The sequence below is a fragment of the Dyella sp. 05T440 genome (assembly GCF_056395965.1).
The window spans coordinates 180634-200239 of the sequence record NZ_JBFTKN010000001.1; the positions used below are offsets into that span (position 1 = coordinate 180634).

Consider the following 19606-nt stretch of genomic DNA (forward strand, 5'->3'; position numbering starts at 1 on the left):
CTCGCTTACCGCCGCTCCGGCCTTGGTCCGAGGCGGCCTKAGTCGCGCACAGGGTGCGCTCCCACAGAGGAACAGGCCGGCACACTTGTGGGAGCGCACCCTGTGCGCGACGGGCCTCCCTCAACGGGTCCTTTTGCGCGGCAAGCGCCCCATCTTCCCATAACACCCTGCTTTAAAAGAGAAAAGGCAGCCATGAGGCATCCTCGCGGCCCTCGCCCCAGCTTGCTGCATCGCAAATTGACAGCGCTGTCATTTCTGTCAGTCTCCGGACCGACTGGCTCCGAGGGGGAGCCATCCCCCCTGTCTGCTGGAGAGAGCCGTGCGGGCTTCCGTTCGTCGTTTGCCTTGTGTTCCGACCGTTCTTGCCGTGGCCCTGGCCTGCGCCATGGGTGTCGCATCCGCCGACGACGCGTCCACCGTGCACCCCGACAGCTGGCCGCGTGCCAGCTGGCCCTTGCCCAAGGATGCGGCGCTCGAACAGCGCGTTGCCGCCCTGCTGGCGAAGATGACGGTGGAGGAAAAAGTCGGCCAGCTGGTCCAGGCCGACATCCTCAGCGTGACGCCGGACGATGTGCGCAAGTACCACCTTGGCGCGATCCTCGCCGGCGGCAATTCCAAGCCCAACGCGCAGCTCACCGCCACGGTCGCGCAATGGCAGGCCTTGTCGGACGAGTTCTATCGCGCGTCGATGCAGCCCAGCGGCAGCGCGCATGCGCCGATCCCGCTGCTGTTTGGCATCGACGCCGTGCACGGCCACAACAACGTCGTGGGCGCGACGCTGTTCCCGCAAAACTCCGCGCTGGGCAACGCGCACGATCCGGAACTGATCCGTCAGATCGGCGAGGCCACCGCGGCTGAAGTGCGCGCCACCGGTATCAACTGGAGTTTCGCGCCGACCCTTGCCGTACCGCAGGATGTGCGCTGGGGCCGCGCCTACGAAGGCTATTCGCAGGATCCCAAGCTGGTCGCGCAGTACGCCACGGCGATGGTGGAAGGCCTGCAGGGCAAGGTCGGCACGCCGCAGTTTCTCGACGGCTCGCATGTGCTTGCCTCGGCCAAGCATTTCGTCGGCGACGGCGGCACCAGGAACGGCAAGGACCAGGGCGACGCGCAAATCAGCGAGGCGACGCTGCGTGATCTCCACGCTGCTGGCTATCCGCCCGCCATCGATGCCGGCGTGCAGACGGTGATGGCTTCGTTCTCCAGCTGGAACGGCAGCAAGATGTCCGGCAACAAGGCGCTGATCACCGACGTGCTCAAGCAGCGCATGGATTTCCAGGGCCTGGTGGTGGGCGACTGGAATTCGCACGGCCAGGTGCCCGGTTGCGCGAACGACGATTGTCCGGCTTCGTTCAACGCCGGCCTGGACATGCTGATGGCACCCGACAGCTGGCGCGGCCTGGTCGAGCACACGCTGGCCGAGGTGAAGTCCGGCGTGATCCCGCAGGCGCGACTGGACGATGCGGTGGCGCGGATCCTGCGCGTGAAGTTCCGCGCCGGCCTGTTCGATGCGGGTGCGCCGTCGACGCAGCCGGTCGCGCAGAAGGCCGCAGAAATCGTGGGCAGTCCCGCCCATCGCGCCATCGCGCGCCGCGCGGTGCGCGAGTCGCTGGTGCTGCTGAAGAACAACGGCGGCGTGCTGCCGCTCGATCCGCGCAAGCACATCCTCATCGCTGGTGATGGCGCGGACAACATTTCGCGCCAGAGCGGCGGCTGGACGCTCAACTGGCAGGGCACGGGGCTGAAGAATGAAAACTTCCCCGGTGCGCAGTCGATCGGCGCCGGTTTCGCGGAGCAGGTGAAGGCCGCGGGCGGCTCGGTCGAAATCGAAACGGACGGCCATTTCAAAGCCAGGCCGGATGTGGCTGTGGTGGTGTTCGGCGAGGACCCTTATGCCGAATTCCAGGGTGACATCCCCAACCTGATGTTCCATCCCGGCGATGATCACGAGCTTGAATTGATCCGCCAGCTGCGCGCGCAACACATCCCGGTGGTGGCGGTATTCCTCACTGGCCGTCCGCTATGGGTGAATCGCGAGATCAATGCGGCCGACGCCTTTGTCGCGGCGTGGCTGCCGGGCAGCGAAGGCGGCGGCATCGCCGATGTGCTGCTGCGCAAGCGCGACGGCGGAATCGCCAACGACTTCCACGGCAAGCTGGCCTATGCGTGGCCGGGCACGGCCATGGTGGGGCAGGGCAAGCCGCAGTTCGCGTTGGGTTACGGGCTCACCTATGCCGATCGCGCGGCGGTGCCCAGGCTCTCCGAAGTGTCGGGCATCAGCGGCGAGCAGATTCCGATCGGCAATTATCTCGATCGCGGCAAGGCCGTGCACGGCTATCGCTTCACCCTGGTGGACGGCCAAGGCGCATCGATGACTGGCGATGTGTCGCCGGCAACGACGCCGGACGGCGCGCTGCATATGGCCGCACTCGATTACAAGGCGCAGGAGGATGCGCGCCTCTTCAGCTGGAACAGCGACAACGCCCAGCTGGCGATCCACGCGCGCACGCCGCTCGATCTCGATCGCGAAACCAATGGCGACGTGCTGCTGGTGACGACGCTGCGTGTCGATGCGATGCCGGCGCAAAACGCATGGGTCGGCATGGGCTGCGGTGCGCATTGCGAAGGCCACGTGCCGTTGGCCAAGACACTGGCGACATTGCCGCCGGGCCAGTGGACGCGCGTCGGCGTGCCGTTGAAGTGTTTCCGGGCCGCTGGCGCCGACATGCATCACATCGATCAGCCGTTTGCGTGGGGCGCCGGCAAGGGCACCAGGCTGGCGATTTCACGCGTGGCCCTCGGCACGGACGTCGATCAGGTGGTCGATTGCGTCAAGTAAGGGAAGCGAGGCGAACGGCGGGCCCGCAGAGGTTTGCGAGGTCAGCCCAGGCCGCCTCAAGAAGGGTTTGAAGGAAGGGATGTGTCAGCGATAACGCGCCACGGATGGCTGAATGACGATTTGCTCTTGCATCAAAACCGGCATCAAGGCGGTTCGCTTGAAAGGCGAAAACGAGCTACAGCAAGGGTTCCGGGGGAATCTTTAACTTGCTGCCGCGCGTCAAGCTTCTGCCGGGGAACCGGTCTATGATCCGCATGACAGCGCTGTCATCAATCTAAATGACAGCGCTGTCATCGGGGATGACATCAAACCAGTCGCCGTCGAGGGCGGTGACGAACAACAATCCGAATGAATTGAGGGGAAGCCAAATGAAGTTGCGCTATTCGGCGTTGTACATCGCCATGTCCCTGGTACTCGCGCCTGGCGCAGTGCTGGCGGCGGATCAGGATGCAGCGCCGCAGAGCGCGTCTTCGCAAAACGCCACGCCGCCGGGCGAGCGCAAGGTGAAGCAGCTCGATGCGATTTCGGTGAGCGCGACCAAGAGCGAGACGCTGCTGCAGAAAACGCCCGTCGCAGTCAGCGCCATCACGCCCGACACGCTCGACAAAGAGCGCGTCATGACCGTGCAGGATCTCACCAAGCTGGTGCCGGGCCTGCAGGGCACCAGCCAGGGCGACCACGGCGTGGTCACGCTGACCTTGCGCGGTATCGGCAACGACAGCGCGAAAACCGAATACGCCGATCCTGAAGTCGCCACCTTCGTCGACGGCGTGTACGCGCCGCGTGCGGAAGCTGCCTCCGGCCTGCTGCTGGACATGGATGGCGTGGAAGTGCTGCGCGGTCCGCAGGGCACGCTGTGGGGTCGCAACTCCACCGCCGGCGCCATCAGCTTCCAGACGGCCAAACCCGATATCGCTGCGGGCTTCTACGGCAATGCGCAGGTGGAAGCGGGCAACTTCAACGAGTTGGGCGCGCGCGGCGCATTCAATCTGCCGATCAGCAGTACCTTCGCCATGCGCGTAGCGGTGGTGCACGAGCAGCACGACGGTTACGTCGACTACCAGAATCCGTCCACCGAGCTGCCCAGCGTGGCGCAGCAGCAGCAGGCGTATCTGGCCTCGCCCGCATCGGGCGGCACGCTGGCCAACTTCAAGCCGATCGACCCCAGCCAGTACGTGCAGGGCGGCAAGAAGTACAACTCGCAGGATCAGTCCGCCGCGCGCGTGAGTGCCTTGTGGCAGCCCAGCGATACGTTCAAGTGGAACCTCTCCTACGAGTACTTCCTCGATCGCGGCACGCCGGATCTGAGCCTGATGCAGACGCCGCGCCAGGGCCAGGAGTTCTGGTCCGCGCTGATCGACACGGCGCCGTACCTGGACCGCACGTCCAAGACGGTGCGCAGCCGCATGGACTGGAACATCAACGATGGCATGGAGCTGAGCTACATCGCCGGCTACAACCGCTACTCGGGCAAGAGCGACTTCGACCAGGACGTCGGTGTCAGCGTGCCCACCAGCTTCACCACCAACGGCGTGTACCAGGACGACCGCACCAACTACTCCAACTACGAAAGCTGGAGCCAGGAAGTGGACCTGAAGTCGACCGGCCCGCAGACCGTGGACTGGATCGTGGGCGCGTACTACGGCTACGAAGACAACAACATCCGCTTCGACATCCCCATCATGAACGGCACCAAGTACGGTTCCGTGAACTGGCAGGGCTCCTTCATCCAGCCGAAGGAAACGGTGGAGTCGTACGCCTTGTTCGGCCAGGCCACCTGGCACATGACCGATCACTGGCGCCTCACCGGTGGTGCGCGCTGGTCGCATGACGACAAGGAAAACAAGGGCGGCATCAACTGGGGCTGGAACTACGATCCCAATGTGCCGCAGCTGCCGATCTCCCCGGGCGTGTATCCGGATCCGTCCAACGGCTTCAGCATTTCGCAGCGGAACACGGCCAAGTACAGCAAGAGCAAGCCGACCTGGCTGGTGCGCGTGGATACCGATGTCGGCGCCAACGGCCTGCTGTACGCCAGCGTGTCCACCGGCTACAAGTCCGGCGGCACGCAGGACGCGGGCACGCTGTACAAGCCCGAGACGCTGACCAACTATGAGATCGGCAGCAAGTTCAGCTTCCTCGATGGCCGCATGACCTGGAACTCGGCCGTCTATTACGAAGACTTCAAGAACTTCCAGCTGTCCGCGCCCATTGTCTATCCCGACGGCAACCATGGCCTGGGCTTCTCCAACGTGGGCGGCAGCACCAAGGTGTTCGGGATCGAATCGGAGCTGGCGTACCAGACCAAGGACGATCGCGCCAACCTGATCTTCTCGGCCATTCCGAAGAAGGAGCTCGGCACGCTGGTCTACGCAGGCAGCAACGATTACCAGGGCCTGCCCGCCTGTCCGCCGGCGTCCAACCTGGCCAACTGCGCAAACGTCACCGGCAACGATCTGCCGCACGCGCCCAATGTCTCGCTCACCGCGATCTACGAGCATGACTTCCATCTGGGCAACGGCGGTCGACTCACGCCGCGCGTCAGCGCGCAGTACCAGAGCTCGCAGTGGCTGAGTTACTTCAACCTCGGCTCCGGCGACCAGCAGAAGGCGTATACGCGCGGCGACCTCTCGCTGCGCTACACCGAGCCGGGCGACAAGTGGTGGGTCAACGCGTACGTGCAGAACATCTCCGACGGAAAGGTCCGCACCAGTGCCGGTCGCTTCCTGATGTCTGATGGTTCGCTGCAGTACGTATCGCAGTACCTGGCGCCGCGCACCTACGGTGTGCAGCTGGGCGTGTGGTTCTGATGAAGTTCGGGGCGGCCCCATGACATACGCGCCGCCGATGGTTTGCCGTTCTATAGGCGATGCTCCGGGGAGCATCGCCGCCTCTCCCCTTGAATGGCTTTTTTGCCGGGCCCGCGTGGGGCGGCCCGGCAGTTCTTTCTTACTATCGTCTGCGGATGCATTGCCGCAGCGCGCTGGCCTGCCCGCCAGCCGGGAGATCCCATGGCTCGTCTGAAGAAAGTGCTGATCGTCGGCGGTGGCACCGCCGGCTGGCTGGCCGCGTGCTATCTCGCCAAGGCGGTGAATGCAGTCGATCCCCATGGCGTGCAGGTGCATCTGGTGGAATCGCCGGATATCGGTCTGCTCGGCGTGGGCGAGGCGACGTTTCCCTCCATTCGCGGCACGCTTGCCGCCATCGGCCTGGACGAGCGTCGCTTCCTGGTCGGCGCGACGGCGACGTACAAGCAAGGCATTCACTACCGCCATTGGGTGCGCCCGCCGGGCACGCCCGGTGCGGATCATTTCTTCCATCCTTTCAATGCACCGAGCCAGCGTCCCGGTGGTCCGGAGCTGCTGCCGTATTGGCTGCTCGGCGTGGCGCCGGAAGGCGTGCCGTTCGCCGATGCGGTATCGATGCAGAGCGCCCTGGTCGATCACGGCAAGGGCCCCAAGCGCCTCAAGGACCCCGATTACCAGGGTCCGTTGAACCACGCGTTCCATTTCGATGCGGCCTGCTTCGCGCGCGTGCTGGCCGAGCATGGCCAGGAAGCGTTGGGCGTGCAGCGCCATGTGGCCACGGTAGAGCGCGCGGAGCTCGACGAGCACGGCGCCATTGCGCGCGTGGTGACCAAGGAACTGGGCGAACTCACCGCCGACCTCTACGTGGATTGCACCGGCCTCAAGGGCATGTTGATCGGCAACGTCATGCAGTCGCCGTTCCGCAGCCGCGCCGACGTGCTGTTCGCCGATCGCGCGGTGGCCATCCAGGTGCCTTATGCGCAGCCGGATTCGCCGATTCCGTCGTATACGATTTCCACCGCGCAAGAAGCGGGCTGGATCTGGGATATCGGCCTGCAGAAGCGGCGCGGCGCAGGTTATGTGTATTCCTCGCGGCACACCGACGTGGAGCGAGCGGAGGCGGTGTTCCGGAACTATCTTGGTCCGGTCGCAGAGGGCCTGAAGGCCTTCCATATCAAATTTGAAACCGGCTATCGGCCGGAGCACTGGCGCAAGAACTGCGTGGCGGTGGGACTTGCCGGCGGCTTTGTGGAGCCGCTGGAATCCACCGGCATTGCGCTGATCGAGTTGGCGACCTATCTGCTCACGCATTTGCTGCCGAGCGATACCGACACGATGGAGCAGGCCGCGCGCCACTTCAACGAGATGATGATCGCGCGCTACGACCGCATCATCGATTTCATCAAGATGCACTATTGCCTAAGCCAGCGTCGCGACTCGAAGTTCTGGATCGACAACGCCGATCCGGTGAGCATTCCCGACACGCTGCAGGACAAGCTGGCGCAGTGGAAGCATCGGCCGCCGCATCGGCTGGACTTTGTCAGCGACCTGGAGATGTTCCTGGTCTCCAGCTGGCAGTACGTGCTCTATGGCATGGAATTCAAGACGGACCTGTTGCCCATGCGCAACCTGTATCCGCGCGTCGACGAGGCGCGGCAGGAATTTCGCAATATCCAGGTGGCCGCATCACAGGCCTTGCACGATCTGCCCGATCATCGCGCCCTGGTGGAGCAGATGTGCAAGGAGTTTCGCGAACGGGCGGGTGTCGAGAACGCAGTGGCGTAGCGCCGCTGACCTCCGCGCTCAATGCAAGCACGCCAGCGCCTCGATGAAGCGCTGGCATGCGGCGGCTCAACGCCCGTAGTGAATATCGCCGATCGCGTGGTCCACGGCCGCCTGGGCCTGGTCCACGTGCATCAGGGCGCGATGCTTGAGTTCGCGCGACTGCGGATCGTCTTCTTCGCGATCGATATCGTTGTGCACCTTGGCCAGCAGCTGTGCAGCCTGATGCAGGCGGCCCGGCTGGTCCGTGCCCATGTCGACCGACGGGTGATCGTCCAGGTTCTTGCCGTCGTCATAGGCGGCGTGCTTGATCTCGCCCATCGCGCGGTCGATCTCCGAGATGGCGATATCTTCCTGGCTGCTCACCGCAGCATCGCCCGGACGATGCGAGAGCATCCAGCGTGCCGCACGCAGATCGGACAGCGCGTGCAGGTAGGCAGGGTGGCGACCCGGCATATCGGCGTGGGCAGCCAACGGCAACAACACGGCCAGGCTGGTCGTCAACATCATGCGCTTGCAAAGCAACTTCATGCGGCCCCCTCGGGTAGGAAAGTGGCCGCATTATTCAGCGCCCCCGCTTGCGCAGGCCTTGCCGGAAGAACCTGCGTTTAGCCGGCGGTTGGCGATGCGCAAGCGTGCTCAGGGCAGTGTGGCGACGCCTGTCGCACCGAACGTGCGGATGGTTTCGTCGATGGCGAAGTCCGTCGCATTCATCGACGGGTCGGCGCGATAGCGGTCCCAGTCCCGCTCCATCGCGCGCAACAGCACGCGACGTGGTGTATCGCCGATATCGGCGGGTGATTGCCCGGCGCCTGTCCCATAGGTCGCCGGAAGCTTGGCCTGCATGAGCAGGCATAGTGCTTCCTCGATGTCGTAAGCCGTGCCGCCGTGCGCATAGATCAGGTTGATGGCTTGCGATGCCTTGTGGCGCTTCTTCCAGTCGTCAGCGTGGCCGCTGAGCATCATGTGGGTGCCGTCGTAGCCCACCACCGCAGGCAGGCTCGCATCTTTCATGGTGGCAAACATGATCGGGGGATTCTGCATGTTTCCACCGAGCGGGCCGAGCGCGATCACCGCGACCTTCACCGTGGAATAGGGAAAGCGCAAGCGCGTGAGTCCTTCCAGCCGCTCGACGTTGCGGGCCTTCGCCTCTTCGGCCTTCCATGCAGCGATGGTCTCCTGCTCCCTGGGTTCCACGTTTCGCCGCCAGTAGGCCATGAACGCGGGGAAGTGCGACTCACCCTGCTTCAACGCTGCGACCAGTGCAGCGCTGTTGTCATAGGTGTAGGCGAGCCGATACAGGTCGGCGTAGCTGCGGATATCCGACACCATCGCGTACGCGGGGAGAAAGGCACCGGTATTGAGCTCTTTGACGTCATCGAGCGGCACGGACGCTCGCAGGTCGGGGAAGTTCGCGTTGTCCCGATGCAGCAGATAGAACAGGAAGTCGGCAAAAGGCGAGGCGACAAATTCCAGCGAGGGAGCAGCCTGGCTTGCATCAGTCGATGGCGCAGCATGGACAGCGCCTCCCAGCAACATCAGAACGGCGACGAGAAAACCCAGCGTGTTTCCAGCTTTGCGTGCGCGCATGTCAGTCCCTCATTGGCGTGGCAGTTCGACAACCCCTGAAGCCAGGCACATCCATCCGGCCGGAGTCGTTGGGTCCGGTCAGACACGCGAATGCCGCAGCATCGCGTCTATCTTTCTGAGTTCAGGCGACGCAACAAAGGGGGACGTCGTCGCCAGATGACTGCATCAAACCCCAGTCACCCGTCGGTGACAAGGGGGAGATATCGGCCACGCGGCACACGTTGTGCGCACGCGTGGCGATCTGCTGCTCCGGCATCACACGTAGCGATCGGCCAAGGCATCCGTCGCGCTGACCAGGACATCCACGATGGCGGGATCGGCCGCGCTATGACCGGCCAGCACGATATGGAATGCCGCCTCTGGCCATGCATTGGCGAGGTCGCAGGCGCTCTTCACCGGACAGATGATGTCGTAGCGGCCATGCACGATGGTGGCGGGGATGTGCCGCACACGGTCCACGTCACGCAGCAGCTGATCCGGCTCGAGGAAGACGCGGTGGCGGAAGTAGTGTGCTTCCGCGCGTGCCACGCTCACGGCGGCATGCGGGTCCTCGAAACTGCCGGGCTCGTCGGGATCGTGGACCAGCGTCGTGCTGCCGCCCTCCCAATTGCCCCACGCGATCGCCGCGGCGATGCGGACGGCCTCGTCGTCGCTGTCCAGGCGTCGCCAGTACGCCTCCACCATGTCATGGCGTTCCTCCTCGGGGATATGCGCGAGATAGCGTTCCCATCGCTCGGGAAAGATCCAGCGCGCACCGCCATCGAGTTCGTTGAACCAGCGCAGCTCGCCGGGCCGGCCGAGGAAGATGCCGCGCAGCACCAGCCCGAGCACACGTTCGGGATGCTTCTGCGCATAAGCGAGCGCCAGCGTGGAACCCCACGAGCCACCGAACACGACCCAGCGTTCGATGCCGAAGAATTCGCGGATGGCTTCGATATCGCTGACCAGATGCACGGTCGTGTTGTCGCGCAATTCCGCATGCGGCGTCGACTTGCCGGCGCCGCGCTGGTCAAACAGCACGATGCGGTAGCGCGCCGGGTCAAAGAAGCGGCGGTGATACGGCGACACACCAGCCCCCGGGCCGCCGTGCAGGAACACCACCGGCAGGCCATCGGGATTGCCGCATTCCTCGACGTGCAATTCGTGGATGTCATCCACGCGCAGGCGATGGGTGCGGTAGGGCTCGATCTCGGGGTATAGCTCGCGCACGGGTGTTCTCCGTTGAAGTGCTCGTCCCAGCATAGCCATCCCTGGTCTCGTGGGGCAGTCGCGCACAGGGTGCGCTCCCACAGTGTGAAGGCTACGGAGCCATGGTGGGCGAACAATGGGCGCTGGCCATCGTGCTAACGATGGCCAGCGCCCACCCGATCCATCCGCCAATTTCCTTCATGCCGCTTCCCTGGGGCGTTAAGGCGAGGCGGGTCGTAACCCGATCAGAGCTTGTAGTTGATGCCGAACATCACCGTGCGGCCCCAGGTGTTGTAGTCGAGCGGACGTCCGATCGACACGCCATTGGGCAGCGCGGAAATCTGCGCGGTCTTGTACGCCGAGTTGGTGAGGTTGTAGACCTGCAGCAGCACCGACAGGCCGTTCCATGAGCCATCGGTGAAGTTGTAGCCGGCCTGGAAATCGGTCTGCTTGTCGGCGAGCACTTGCTGATAGCCCAGCTGGTCGAACAGGGCGATCGCTTCGCCGGTGAAGGAGGAGCGATAGCGTTCGGAGATGCGCACCGACCAGCCGTATTTCTCGTAGTAGAACGCCAGGTTCGCCACCTTGCGCGAGAGGCCGGGCAGGGTGGACGGCGCGCCCGGAATCGAGGACACCGAACTCACCGGCACGGTGCTGTTGGTCAGCGAGAAATTGGCCTGCATGCCGAAGCCGTCGAGCGGACGGGCGATCAGCGCGCCTTCGAGCGCACCGGACAGTTCCAGGCCTTCCATGCGGCCGCCCGTGCCGTTTTCCGGCGTGGTGAACGAGCCGATGTTGCTGGTCGGCACCAGGGTCGGATCGTTGTTGACGTACTTGGAGAAGTCGTAGTTGAGCACCGTCTGGTTGTAGATGTAGTTCAACAGATTCTTGTTGAACACCGCGACGGCGACGTAGCTGGACTTGCCGAAATACTTCTCCCACGACAAGTCCGTGCCCACCGCGACATAAGGCTTGAGCTCCGGATTGCCGCCGCTGCCCGTCCACAGCACCTGGCCGGCCGCGGGGCCATCGGTGACCTGATACACGCCGGCCGAGGTGGCGACCTTCTCATCATCGATGCGTCCGCGCGTCATGGTCTTGGCGAAACCGAAACGCAGGTATTGCTGGTCGGCGATCTCAGCCGCCAGGTTCAGGCTGGGCAACACGTTGTTGTACGTGGTGCCGCCGCTGATATTGCCCACCAGGGTGTTGCCGTTGGTCTGCAGCGCTGTCGACGACTGGTCGGTGTGTACAAACTGGACGCCCATATTGCCGCGCAGCGGCACGTTGCCCAGCATCGTGTCGATATTGAACTTCACGTAGGCGACCGGCACTTTCTCCTCGACGCTGTAGTTGCGCGCCCAGTCGCCCTGGCCGTTGCCGTCGGTGAGATAGAACTGGCTGTTCAGCGCCGCCAGCACGTTGTAGTTGAGGATCGGCCCGATGCCGCCGTAATTGATCGAGGTGGGTCCGTACAGGAAGGCCGGATTGACCGGTACCGAGTAGCCCGGCTGGTAGGTGCTGCCGGTCGAACCGTTGCCGTTGAGCCACGCGAATTGCACGTCCGCCGACTTGGTCTTCTTGCGGTCGGAGTAGTTCACGCCCACATCCACGGTGCTGAAGATCCAGCCCACCGGATGGGAGACCTGCAGGCGGATCGCCTTGATCACATCGTTCTGGTGGTCGAACTCCTGGCGGCCGTTGTAGCCGTAGCCATCGGGGTCGGTGAACTGGATGCCCGATGGATCGGCCGGGTTCACGCCCGCGTTGAAGTTCGGAAAGCCGTAGTTGAGCGGCGTGGCGAACTGCACGCTGGTGGTGCCCTGGCCAGGAATGCCGGTGAACAGGTAGGCGTCGTGCAGGTCTTTCTTCGCGCTGGAATAGGACAGATCCGCCACGCCCTGCCAACCGCCGCCGAATTCGAACTGGTTGTTCCAGCCCACCGAGAACAGCTTGTCGTGTTCCTTGGTGTACTCGTTCTGCAGGATCGGCCGGATGCCATCCATCGTGCCAGTCGTGACGACCGGATAGGGTTGCGACGGCACCACGCCCACATTGCTGTACACGGCGGGGCCGGCGTTGTCATAGGGGCCGCTCGCCCACTGCACGCCGTTGGTGGTCTTCTTTTCGTTGAAGGTGGAGTAGTAGGTGTCCAGCGTCGAGTGGTACCAGTCGTTCGGCGCCCACTCGAGCACGGCCATCAGGCCGTTGCGCAACTGGTTCTCCGACTGCGCGCGCAGCTGCATGCCTTCCTGCGAGAGCACGCCGTCGGGCAGGCCCGGCGAATGTGGTCCGCCCCAGGCGCCTTCGATGCTGCCCGGGCCGTTGTTGAGGCTCCACCACCACGCCTGGTACTGCTTTTCCTGGATCGGCGAATCGAGTTGGGCGAAGCCGATGGCCAGGCCCAGCGTGTGATCCAGAAACTGGTCGACGTAGGAGAAGCTGGCGCGATGGCCAAGATCGCCCACATCCGAGCCCGGGTTGTTCTTGCCGTTGGTGGTGTACTCGCCGCGCAGGTTGGCCACGATGGTACGGGTGGACAAGTCCAGCGGCTTGAGCGTGTGCAGGTCCACCGTGCCGGACAGGCCCTGGCCGATCAGGCTCGCATCAGGCGTCTTGTACACCGCCGCGCCGCTGATGAGTTCCGCAGGGTATTGATCGTATTCGACGCCGCGGTTTTCGCCGATGGTGGCCTGCTCGCGGCCGTTCAAGGTGGTGCCGGCAAAGTCGGGCGCCAGGCCGCGGATGGAAATCTGGTTGGCACGACCATCCACGCGTTGCGTAGCGAGGCCGGGCAGGCGCGCCAGGCTTTCGGCGATGCTCGCATCGGGCAGCTTGCCGATGTCTTCGGCGGAGATGGCCTCGATGATGTTGTCCGAGTTCATCTTGGCCTTGATTGAATTCTCGATGCTGCCCGCGATGCCGGTGACGGTGATCGCATCGAGCGTGGCGGCTCGGTCTTCCGATTTGGGCAGCGCGTTCTGGTCGGTCTTTGCAGGCTTCGTAGCCGGCGTCGGCTGGGTGCTCTGCGGCGTGCTGGATGGATCCTGTGCCTGTTGCGCAAACACCGGTTGCGCAGCCGCCAAGGCGATCAGGGCAGCGGCACATGCAACGGTGAGTGGGCGCTTGGCCCCGATGAAACTTGCGACGAAAACCTGCGAGCGGCGACCGTTCATTCCCTTCCCCATGACGTGATTCGATGACTGCACCCCCCGGTGCAGCACGCTGAAACGCACTTGGACATGACCGGCAATTTCTTGCGGTCAGACTTTGGGCGGTAGGTTTCTGCGTGGAGGGGGAGCATGAGCGAGAGAATTTGCCGCTGTCATCATGCGACGCAGCAAGTTCGTTCATGGTGCTGAAGGAGACGCGCTCCCCGGTTCAGCGAGGTGAGGAGACTGTCGTCTATTTGCTGGACGACGACGTGCAGCCGGCAACGATGGGCGCTGCGTTCGGGCCGGCGGTCATGTCGTACAGGTCGCCGTTGTTGCCCTTGGTCCACCACGTATACGGACCGGCCACGTATTTCACGCCGGAGCCGGCCATGGTGTCGACAAACAACATGGGCTTGTCCTTCACCAACAGCAGCGCAAAGCTCTGGCCGCCATGGCTGTTGTAGTACGTCACCTTGAGCGACTTGCCAGCCTGGCATTGGTAGTTGCGCTGCAATGTCCCGTCCACCGGGATCTCCGGCACGTTCAGCGTATCGGCCAGCGCCGTGGCGCCAGCCACGGAGACTGCCGCGCCCAATACCAGGCGCAGCCCGTTGCGATGCAAAGCGTTCATGGCTTACTTCACCTCGTCGTAGACGTATTCATGCTGGTCGTCGCGCAGGACCAGCTTGCGATTGTCCGCCGTGCCGGAGACGACGAATTCGAAACCATCGGATCCCGGCGAAATGGTCACGAACGACAGCGAGCCGTCGTCGTTCTTGCGTGACGCCACATCGCTATGCCACGCGCCGAAGTTGAAGACCAGGTTCTTGCCGCTGCGATCCACCTGGATGCTGCCCACGGCCGGGTTGCGATAACGGTCCGCCAGCTTGGCTGCCTGGGCGGGATCGGCGGGCACGGTCAGGCGCTTGCGCTGGGCGGCGATCTCCGCCTTCAGCCGCTTCACGCCGGCATCGATGTCACCCTGCGCCAGCGGCTTGCCGTCAAACAGCACTTCGAGCAGCCGGCGCTGGAACGGTCCGCGTATGAACACGCCGGCGTCGGCATTGGTGAGGATCACCGCACCCACGCCCTGCTCGGGCAACCACAGCATGTCCGAATGAAAACCGGCCAGGTCGCCACCGTGATGCACCACCGGGACGCCCCAGGTGTGATCCACCATCAGGCCCATGCCATAGGTGGCCGTGGTGCCGAGCGCCACGTTCGGCTTGCGGCGTTCCAGCAAGGCTTCTTTTGATACGTAGCGTTTGCCGTCCGGCAGTATGCCGTTGGCCAGCTCCATCTGCACATAGCGCAGCATGTCGCTCACCGCGCTCCACGCCGCACCGGCGGGACGCGCCGCGCGGATGGAATCATTGATGCCCATGCCGGCCACCGCCGTATGGCCGTCCACATCCATGCCGTGTGGCGTGGCGTGGTCGCCGAGCAGGGCGCGGTCGTAGTCGAAGGTGGTGATCTTCATGCCGAGCGGATCGAACACCTGCTTCTGCATCGCCAGGTCGTAGGCCGCGCCCAGCTCCATATCCGGATACAGCACATGGCCGCCGATATAACCGGCCGCTGCCGCCATCAGGTTGGAGTACTGGAACAGCTCGCCGAACTTGCTGGTGGGCTGCATGCCCGACAATGCCCGCAAGACTGTCTCCGGCGTGGCGTCGCGACTGTTGAGCAGCCATTCCATGTCCTGCCGCGGCATGCCGGTGCAGGCGCAGATCAGGTGCTTGATCAGCACTTGCCTGGTGGTTGCCGCGTCGCCCAGCCTGAAGCTGGGCATCACTTGCACCACGGGCGTGTTCCAGGTGAATTTCTTTTGATCGACCTCGCGCGCCAGCATCAGCGTGGTCAGCGCCTTGGTATTGGAGGCGATCATGAACAGCGTGTCGGCGTCGATCGGCTCGGGCTTGTTGATCTCGCGCACGCCCAGGCCGCCGGCGAACACCACCTTGCCGTGATCGATCAGGCCGATGGCGACGCCCGGCACGTCGTACGCCTTGCGTGCATCGTCCACGAAACTCTTGAGCGTTTCGATGCGCGCCGCATCGAGCGGATGCGCCTGCCTGCCGGCGAAACTCTCGCGCTGGTAGCCCTTGGGCAACAGGCGGTCGGAGATCGCGCGCAGTTGCGAGGCGCGCTTTTCGCCCACCGCATTGGCCACGTCGTAGATCAGCACGGTGTACTGGTCGCCATGACGGTAGGCGATGGCGGTGACGCCGCGCTTGTCGTTGGCGGAGGTCTCGTAGTTGTAGATGCGGATCTGGTCCCAGTTGTCGCGCGGGGATACATCGGTCGCCACCTGCAGCGGCCAGGTCTTGGCGGGGGCATAGGCCTTCCACGCTTGCGCCACGGCGTCATCGGGAGTGCCGGCCTTCACGTCCACCAGCACGGCCTGCGAACCGGCCTCGGGCGGATTGAGCGTCAGCTTGTTGCCGCTGGCGTGCAGCGTCCAGTCGGAGGGCAGCATGAATTGCGTGCCGGACGATGTGCTCTTGGGAGCATCGGCCTTCACCGCCGCGCCCGCGGCCGGTGCAGCAGGTGAGGTCGCGGTGCCGGCCAGCGAAGAAGCGGCCAGTGCAAACAGCCCGACAAACACAACGCAACGCATCAACATGGAGGTACCTCGCAGCGAGGGAAACGCTCTGTTGTCACGCGCCGGAACGGCGACCCGGCGCGACATGGTCGGAGACACGGGTGGTCCGGGGGAGTCTACACAGGTTGCGATGGCGTGCCAGTGCGCGTGGCCTCCACAGCGCACGCGCTACGCCGTGCCATACAGACGCCGCGATGCGGTCCGGTCCGGACGGCGCGGCCTTGCCACCGAGCGTACGGCTAAGCGCGACCTGACCGTTCCATCGATAGGGGAACTGCGATGAAGCGTTGGCTGTCCTTGCTGCTGTGCCTGCTGGTCGTCCGCCCGCTGTCCGCGGCGGATGCCGGCAAAGACCCCAAGACCGTGCTGCTGGCGTTCTACAGACTCGCCATGCAGGACTTCAAGCCGGCCGAGGCATGCGAGAAACCAGTGAACCCCCATTCGATGTTCTGGGCGCAAGTGCATGCCGCCCTCGCGCTGAGTCGCACTCAATTCAACGCAGCAGCGTGCACGCCTTCGCCGCGCACACGGCCGGGACATCGGCCGCTCACACGCTTGAACAGGCGGCGAAAGGCCGCTTCGCTGCTATAGCCCAATTGCTGGGCGATGCCCGCCACCGATTGCTGGCGGTCGCGCAACAACTGCTCGGCCACGCTGACGCGCCACTGCGTGACATATTGGATCGGCGGCTGCCGCATCAGCTGGGTGAAGCGCTCGGCAAACGCGGAACGGGACATGCAGGCCAGGGCGGCCATCGATTGCATGGTCCAGGCCTTGCCGGGATGGTCGTGTACGGCCTGCAGCACGCGGGAAATACGCGGATCGGCCAGTGAGGCAAACAGGCCCTGGCGTTCTTCCGTGGTGCGGGAGTAATCGCAGATCGCCAGCGTGAACAACGCATCGGCCAGCTTGTTGAGCAGCACAAGGCGGCCGGCGCAGTCGGCGTGCACCACCTGCGCCATGGTCGAAGCCAGCTGTCGGAACGGAGCGCTGGCGTCGGCGGCATGGATGACCATGCAGGCGGGCAAGGCCAGATTGAGCGGATGCTGGGAACTGCCGGTGAAGCGGAACTCGCCGCAGATCAGGCTGGTCTGCAGCATGTCGTCCCCGTCCCCGTCCCCGTCCCCGTCCCCGTCACCGCCGATGCCGCTGAGCCGATGCGGCGCACCGTGCGGAAAGATCACCAGGTCGCCGGTTTCAAGCGTCACCGCGCCGCCGAGTTCCTCGCTTTCCACCTGGCAGCGGCCGGTGCCCACCAGATGGAACAAGCCGCACTCATAGCGCGGTGCATCCGCAAACCACGAACCGCAACGATGCAGCTCGGCGACCACCTGCACCTGCAGCATCGACCGGTTGAGCAGGGACTCCAACGCCGGTTCCACCAGTCGCGGGCGCGGGCCGGCGGGTAGCGACGGATTCGGTTCGATGGACATGGGGTTCCTTCCGGCGGGTCTCATCAAGGACTTCGCCGCCGGTAGGCTGCCGGTTACATCGCCGATTGGATGACCGCTTAGAGGGCTGATCCTCCTGGCAGGGCCAGCTGTCCGATCAGCCCATCGCCCAGCCACTGCGCCAGCAGGGCGGCCATGCGGGGCAGGTCTGAATCGCCATGACGCTGGGCGAGGCGTTCGCACAGTTGCGCAAAGGTGTCGCCATGGAGGGCGCCGAGCAGTGCAGGCAATTCGCGCGTTTCAACCTGCCGGTAGCGCACGTCCAGCGCCGGCCGCCATACCAGCAGATGACGTGGCCGGCGCCAACGCCGCAACGCCGGACGAGGCTCGCCCCGGTCGGCCGCACGCCGGAACGCATCGATATTGCAGGTACTGCGCAGCAGATGCGCGTGCGGCAGAGGATGCAGCCGCAATGCCGCCCATCCCTCGGGCGCGATGCCCGCCAGTTCGGCGGCGCTGACCGTGCCATGGTCGGCTGCGTCGAACGCGGTGGAAATGCCCCAGTCCAGTCGCGCCATCTCGGCCAGTTCGGGCCGGTCACGCCATGGCGCCGTGCGGGTGAGAAACCCGGCGAGGCCTGCGCCATGCCAGCGAATATTGAAGTGCGTGGAGGGATGCGCGGCCACGTAGTCGTCCAGCAGCCCGGCGAAGCGTCGCCCGGACAGCAGGGCCAGACCGGGAAACTCCGTTGCCAGCGCCTCGCGCAGACGCATGCGATAGCCATGCTGGTAGATGGCGAGCCGGCTCGACTCGTCGGCCCTGTCGTCACCGCGCAACGAGCCGGGCAAGGGCGTGCCGCCCGCCAGCATCGCATCGGCCAGTTGCAGCTGCAGGGCGCGCAGATTGCTCACGCGGCTTCCTGCATCAGCGCGTCGGCCAGCGACCTGGCATGGTCGAGTTCCACCAGCAGCTCGGCGAGCGGAGGAATGTGGTCGTCGCGCTCGATCATGGTCGACACGCGACCGAAGCGCCGCACGGCCTCCACGTAGAGATCCCACACGGCATCGACCACGGGTGCATCATGCGTGTCGATCAACAACTCGCCGCCGTGCTCGTGGCCGGCCAGATGGAATTGCTGCACGCGTGCAGGCGGCAGGCCGTCGAGATAGTCCAGCGCGGCAAACCCATGGTTGTGCGCGCTCACGTGCACATTGTTGATGTCGAGCAGGATGAGGCAATCGGCACGCTCGGCGACGGCGGCGAGAAACTCCCACTCGGTCAACTGCGACTGCGCAAAGCTGATGTAGCTCGACACGTTCTCCAGCAGGATGCGCCGCCCCAGCTTGTCCTGCACGCGGCGCACGCGGTCCACCACATGCACCAGCGCTTCCTCGGTGTATGGCAGCGGCATCAGGTCGTGCAGGTTGACCCCGTGCACGCCGGTCCAGCACAGATGATCGGAGATCCAGGCAGGTTCGACGTGTCGCGCCAAGGCCGCAAGCTGGTCGAGATAAGCCATGTCGAGTGGATCGGTGCCGCCGATGGACATCGACACGCCGTGCATCACCAGCGGGAAACGCTCGCAAAAACGCTCCAGCCAGCGCAGCGGCCGGCCTCCGGGAACCAGATAGTTTTCCGAAACGATCTCCAGCCACTGGACGTTGGACGGTTCGTCGATCAGCGTTTCGTAGTGATCGACGCGCAGGCCGAGACCGAAGCCCAGATAAGGCAGCTGGCGGGAAGTGGGCATGGCGTTTCTCGCGATAAAAAGCGCGGGGCTTTCGAGCGGGCCGAAAGCCCCGCGATCAAGCTCAGGAGGCCTTGGCGGCTGCCTGGGCGGCGTCACATTCCTGCTGGCTCTTCTGCATGGTGAAGCCCTGGCCCTTGCAGGCGTTCTGGCCCTTGCAGGCATTGCTGGCCTGCTTGCAGGCGCCATGGCCCTTGCAGGACGACGAGTTCATGCACTTCACGCTGGCGGTATCGGCCGACTTGCTGCCGTCGGTCTTCTCGGCCGCCGAAGCGGACATCGTGGTGACGGCGAACAGGCCGGCAACCATCATCGCCATGGCGGCGCCGTTGAGCTTGTTGGTCTTCATGGAAACACTCCTGACAGGTGGACGGCCGCTTGCTGGCGGCTTGGATGGACAACGTCGGGCCCGGACACCATGGCCAAGCACTGCCGACTTCAGCATTCTCGACAGACGGCCAGCCGCGCGCTGTCCCCACGCGTCTCCCTTTTGTGCCCGATC

Annotated in this window: 13 protein-coding genes; 3 read left to right on the forward strand and 10 right to left on the reverse strand. The window is 64.5% G+C overall.

Annotation, left to right across the window (positions count from 1 at the left end):
• Window positions 1-385: 385 nt before the first annotated feature.
• The 3 genes from AC1DE1_RS00745 to AC1DE1_RS00755 all read left to right on the forward strand — a co-directional run bounded on the left by AC1DE1_RS00745 (window position 386) and on the right by AC1DE1_RS00755 (window position 7431).
• Complete coding sequence (locus tag AC1DE1_RS00745) at window positions 386-2839, forward strand: glycoside hydrolase family 3 protein (protein WP_441602836.1); 2454 nt, start codon at window positions 386-388, stop codon at window positions 2837-2839.
• Window positions 2840-3207: 368 nt separating this feature from the next.
• Complete coding sequence (locus AC1DE1_RS00750; protein ID WP_441602837.1) at window positions 3208-5649, forward strand: TonB-dependent receptor; 2442 nt, start codon at window positions 3208-3210, stop codon at window positions 5647-5649.
• Window positions 5650-5850: 201 nt separating this feature from the next.
• Window positions 5851-7431, forward strand: coding sequence for a tryptophan halogenase family protein (locus AC1DE1_RS00755; RefSeq protein WP_441602838.1), 1581 nt, complete (start codon window positions 5851-5853; stop codon window positions 7429-7431).
• A 66-nt stretch (window positions 7432-7497) separates the two neighbouring features.
• Here AC1DE1_RS00755 and AC1DE1_RS00760 read toward each other — a convergent pair whose 3' ends face one another.
• The 10 genes from AC1DE1_RS00760 to bufA2 all read right to left on the reverse strand — a co-directional run bounded on the left by AC1DE1_RS00760 (window position 7498) and on the right by bufA2 (window position 19453).
• On the reverse strand, window positions 7498-7959 hold the full coding sequence (locus tag AC1DE1_RS00760) for a hypothetical protein (RefSeq protein ID WP_441602839.1): 462 nt from the start codon (window positions 7957-7959) through the stop codon (window positions 7498-7500).
• Between the two features lie 108 nt (window positions 7960-8067).
• A complete protein-coding gene (locus AC1DE1_RS00765; protein WP_441602840.1) occupies window positions 8068-9018 on the reverse strand; it encodes a hypothetical protein in 951 nt (316 codons plus the stop codon).
• A 255-nt stretch (window positions 9019-9273) separates the two neighbouring features.
• Window positions 9274-10227, reverse strand: coding sequence for a prolyl aminopeptidase (gene pip / locus AC1DE1_RS00770; protein ID WP_441602841.1), 954 nt, complete (start codon window positions 10225-10227; stop codon window positions 9274-9276).
• Window positions 10228-10451: 224 nt separating this feature from the next.
• Window positions 10452-13382: a TonB-dependent receptor gene (locus AC1DE1_RS00775; RefSeq protein ID WP_477178829.1), complete on the reverse strand. Its 2931-nt coding sequence runs from the start codon at window positions 13380-13382 to the stop codon at window positions 10452-10454.
• A gap of 229 nt (window positions 13383-13611) precedes the next feature.
• A complete protein-coding gene (locus AC1DE1_RS00780; RefSeq protein ID WP_441602843.1) occupies window positions 13612-13992 on the reverse strand; it encodes an MliC family protein in 381 nt (126 codons plus the stop codon).
• A 3-nt stretch (window positions 13993-13995) separates the two neighbouring features.
• The gene (locus AC1DE1_RS00785; RefSeq protein WP_441611437.1) at window positions 13996-15987 is read right to left on the reverse strand and encodes a serine hydrolase domain-containing protein; all 1992 of its coding nucleotides are present in this window, start codon (window positions 15985-15987) and stop codon (window positions 13996-13998) included.
• A 467-nt stretch (window positions 15988-16454) separates the two neighbouring features.
• On the reverse strand, window positions 16455-17399 hold the full coding sequence (locus AC1DE1_RS00790) for an AraC family transcriptional regulator (protein WP_441602845.1): 945 nt from the start codon (window positions 17397-17399) through the stop codon (window positions 16455-16457).
• 77 nt (window positions 17400-17476) lie between these two features.
• Window positions 17477-18268, reverse strand: a complete 792-nt coding sequence (locus tag AC1DE1_RS00795; protein WP_477178830.1) for an HvfC/BufC family peptide modification chaperone — start codon at window positions 18266-18268, stop codon at window positions 17477-17479.
• Window positions 18265-19107, reverse strand: a complete 843-nt coding sequence (bufB, locus tag AC1DE1_RS00800) for an MNIO family bufferin maturase (RefSeq protein WP_441602847.1) — start codon at window positions 19105-19107, stop codon at window positions 18265-18267. Before bufB ends, AC1DE1_RS00795 begins: the two co-directional genes overlap by 4 nt.
• 61 nt (window positions 19108-19168) lie before the next feature.
• The gene (gene bufA2, locus AC1DE1_RS00805; RefSeq protein WP_441602848.1) at window positions 19169-19453 is read right to left on the reverse strand and encodes a BufA2 family periplasmic bufferin-type metallophore; all 285 of its coding nucleotides are present in this window, start codon (window positions 19451-19453) and stop codon (window positions 19169-19171) included.
• Between the last annotated feature and the right edge of the window lie 153 nt (window positions 19454-19606).

Coding starts and splice junctions, on each gene's coding strand:
- AC1DE1_RS00745 (WP_441602836.1), top strand. CDS start 386: ATGGGTGTCGCATCCGCCGACGACGCGTCCACCGTGCACCCCGACAGC.
- AC1DE1_RS00750 (WP_441602837.1), top strand. CDS start 3,208: ATGAAGTTGCGCTATTCGGCGTTGTACATCGCCATGTCCCTGGTACTC.
- AC1DE1_RS00755 (WP_441602838.1), top strand. CDS start 5,851: ATGGCTCGTCTGAAGAAAGTGCTGATCGTCGGCGGTGGCACCGCCGGC.
- AC1DE1_RS00760 (WP_441602839.1), bottom strand. CDS start 7,959: ATGAAGTTGCTTTGCAAGCGCATGATGTTGACGACCAGCCTGGCCGTG.
- AC1DE1_RS00765 (WP_441602840.1), bottom strand. CDS start 9,018: ATGCGCGCACGCAAAGCTGGAAACACGCTGGGTTTTCTCGTCGCCGTT.
- AC1DE1_RS00775 (WP_477178829.1), bottom strand. CDS start 13,382: ATGAACGGTCGCCGCTCGCAGGTTTTCGTCGCAAGTTTCATCGGGGCC.
- AC1DE1_RS00780 (WP_441602843.1), bottom strand. CDS start 13,992: ATGAACGCTTTGCATCGCAACGGGCTGCGCCTGGTATTGGGCGCGGCA.
- AC1DE1_RS00785 (WP_441611437.1), bottom strand. CDS start 15,987: ATGTTGATGCGTTGCGTTGTGTTTGTCGGGCTGTTTGCACTGGCCGCT.
- AC1DE1_RS00790 (WP_441602845.1), bottom strand. CDS start 17,399: ATGTCCATCGAACCGAATCCGTCGCTACCCGCCGGCCCGCGCCCGCGA.
- bufB (WP_441602847.1), bottom strand. CDS start 19,107: ATGCCCACTTCCCGCCAGCTGCCTTATCTGGGCTTCGGTCTCGGCCTG.
- bufA2 (WP_441602848.1), bottom strand. CDS start 19,453: ATGAAGACCAACAAGCTCAACGGCGCCGCCATGGCGATGATGGTTGCC.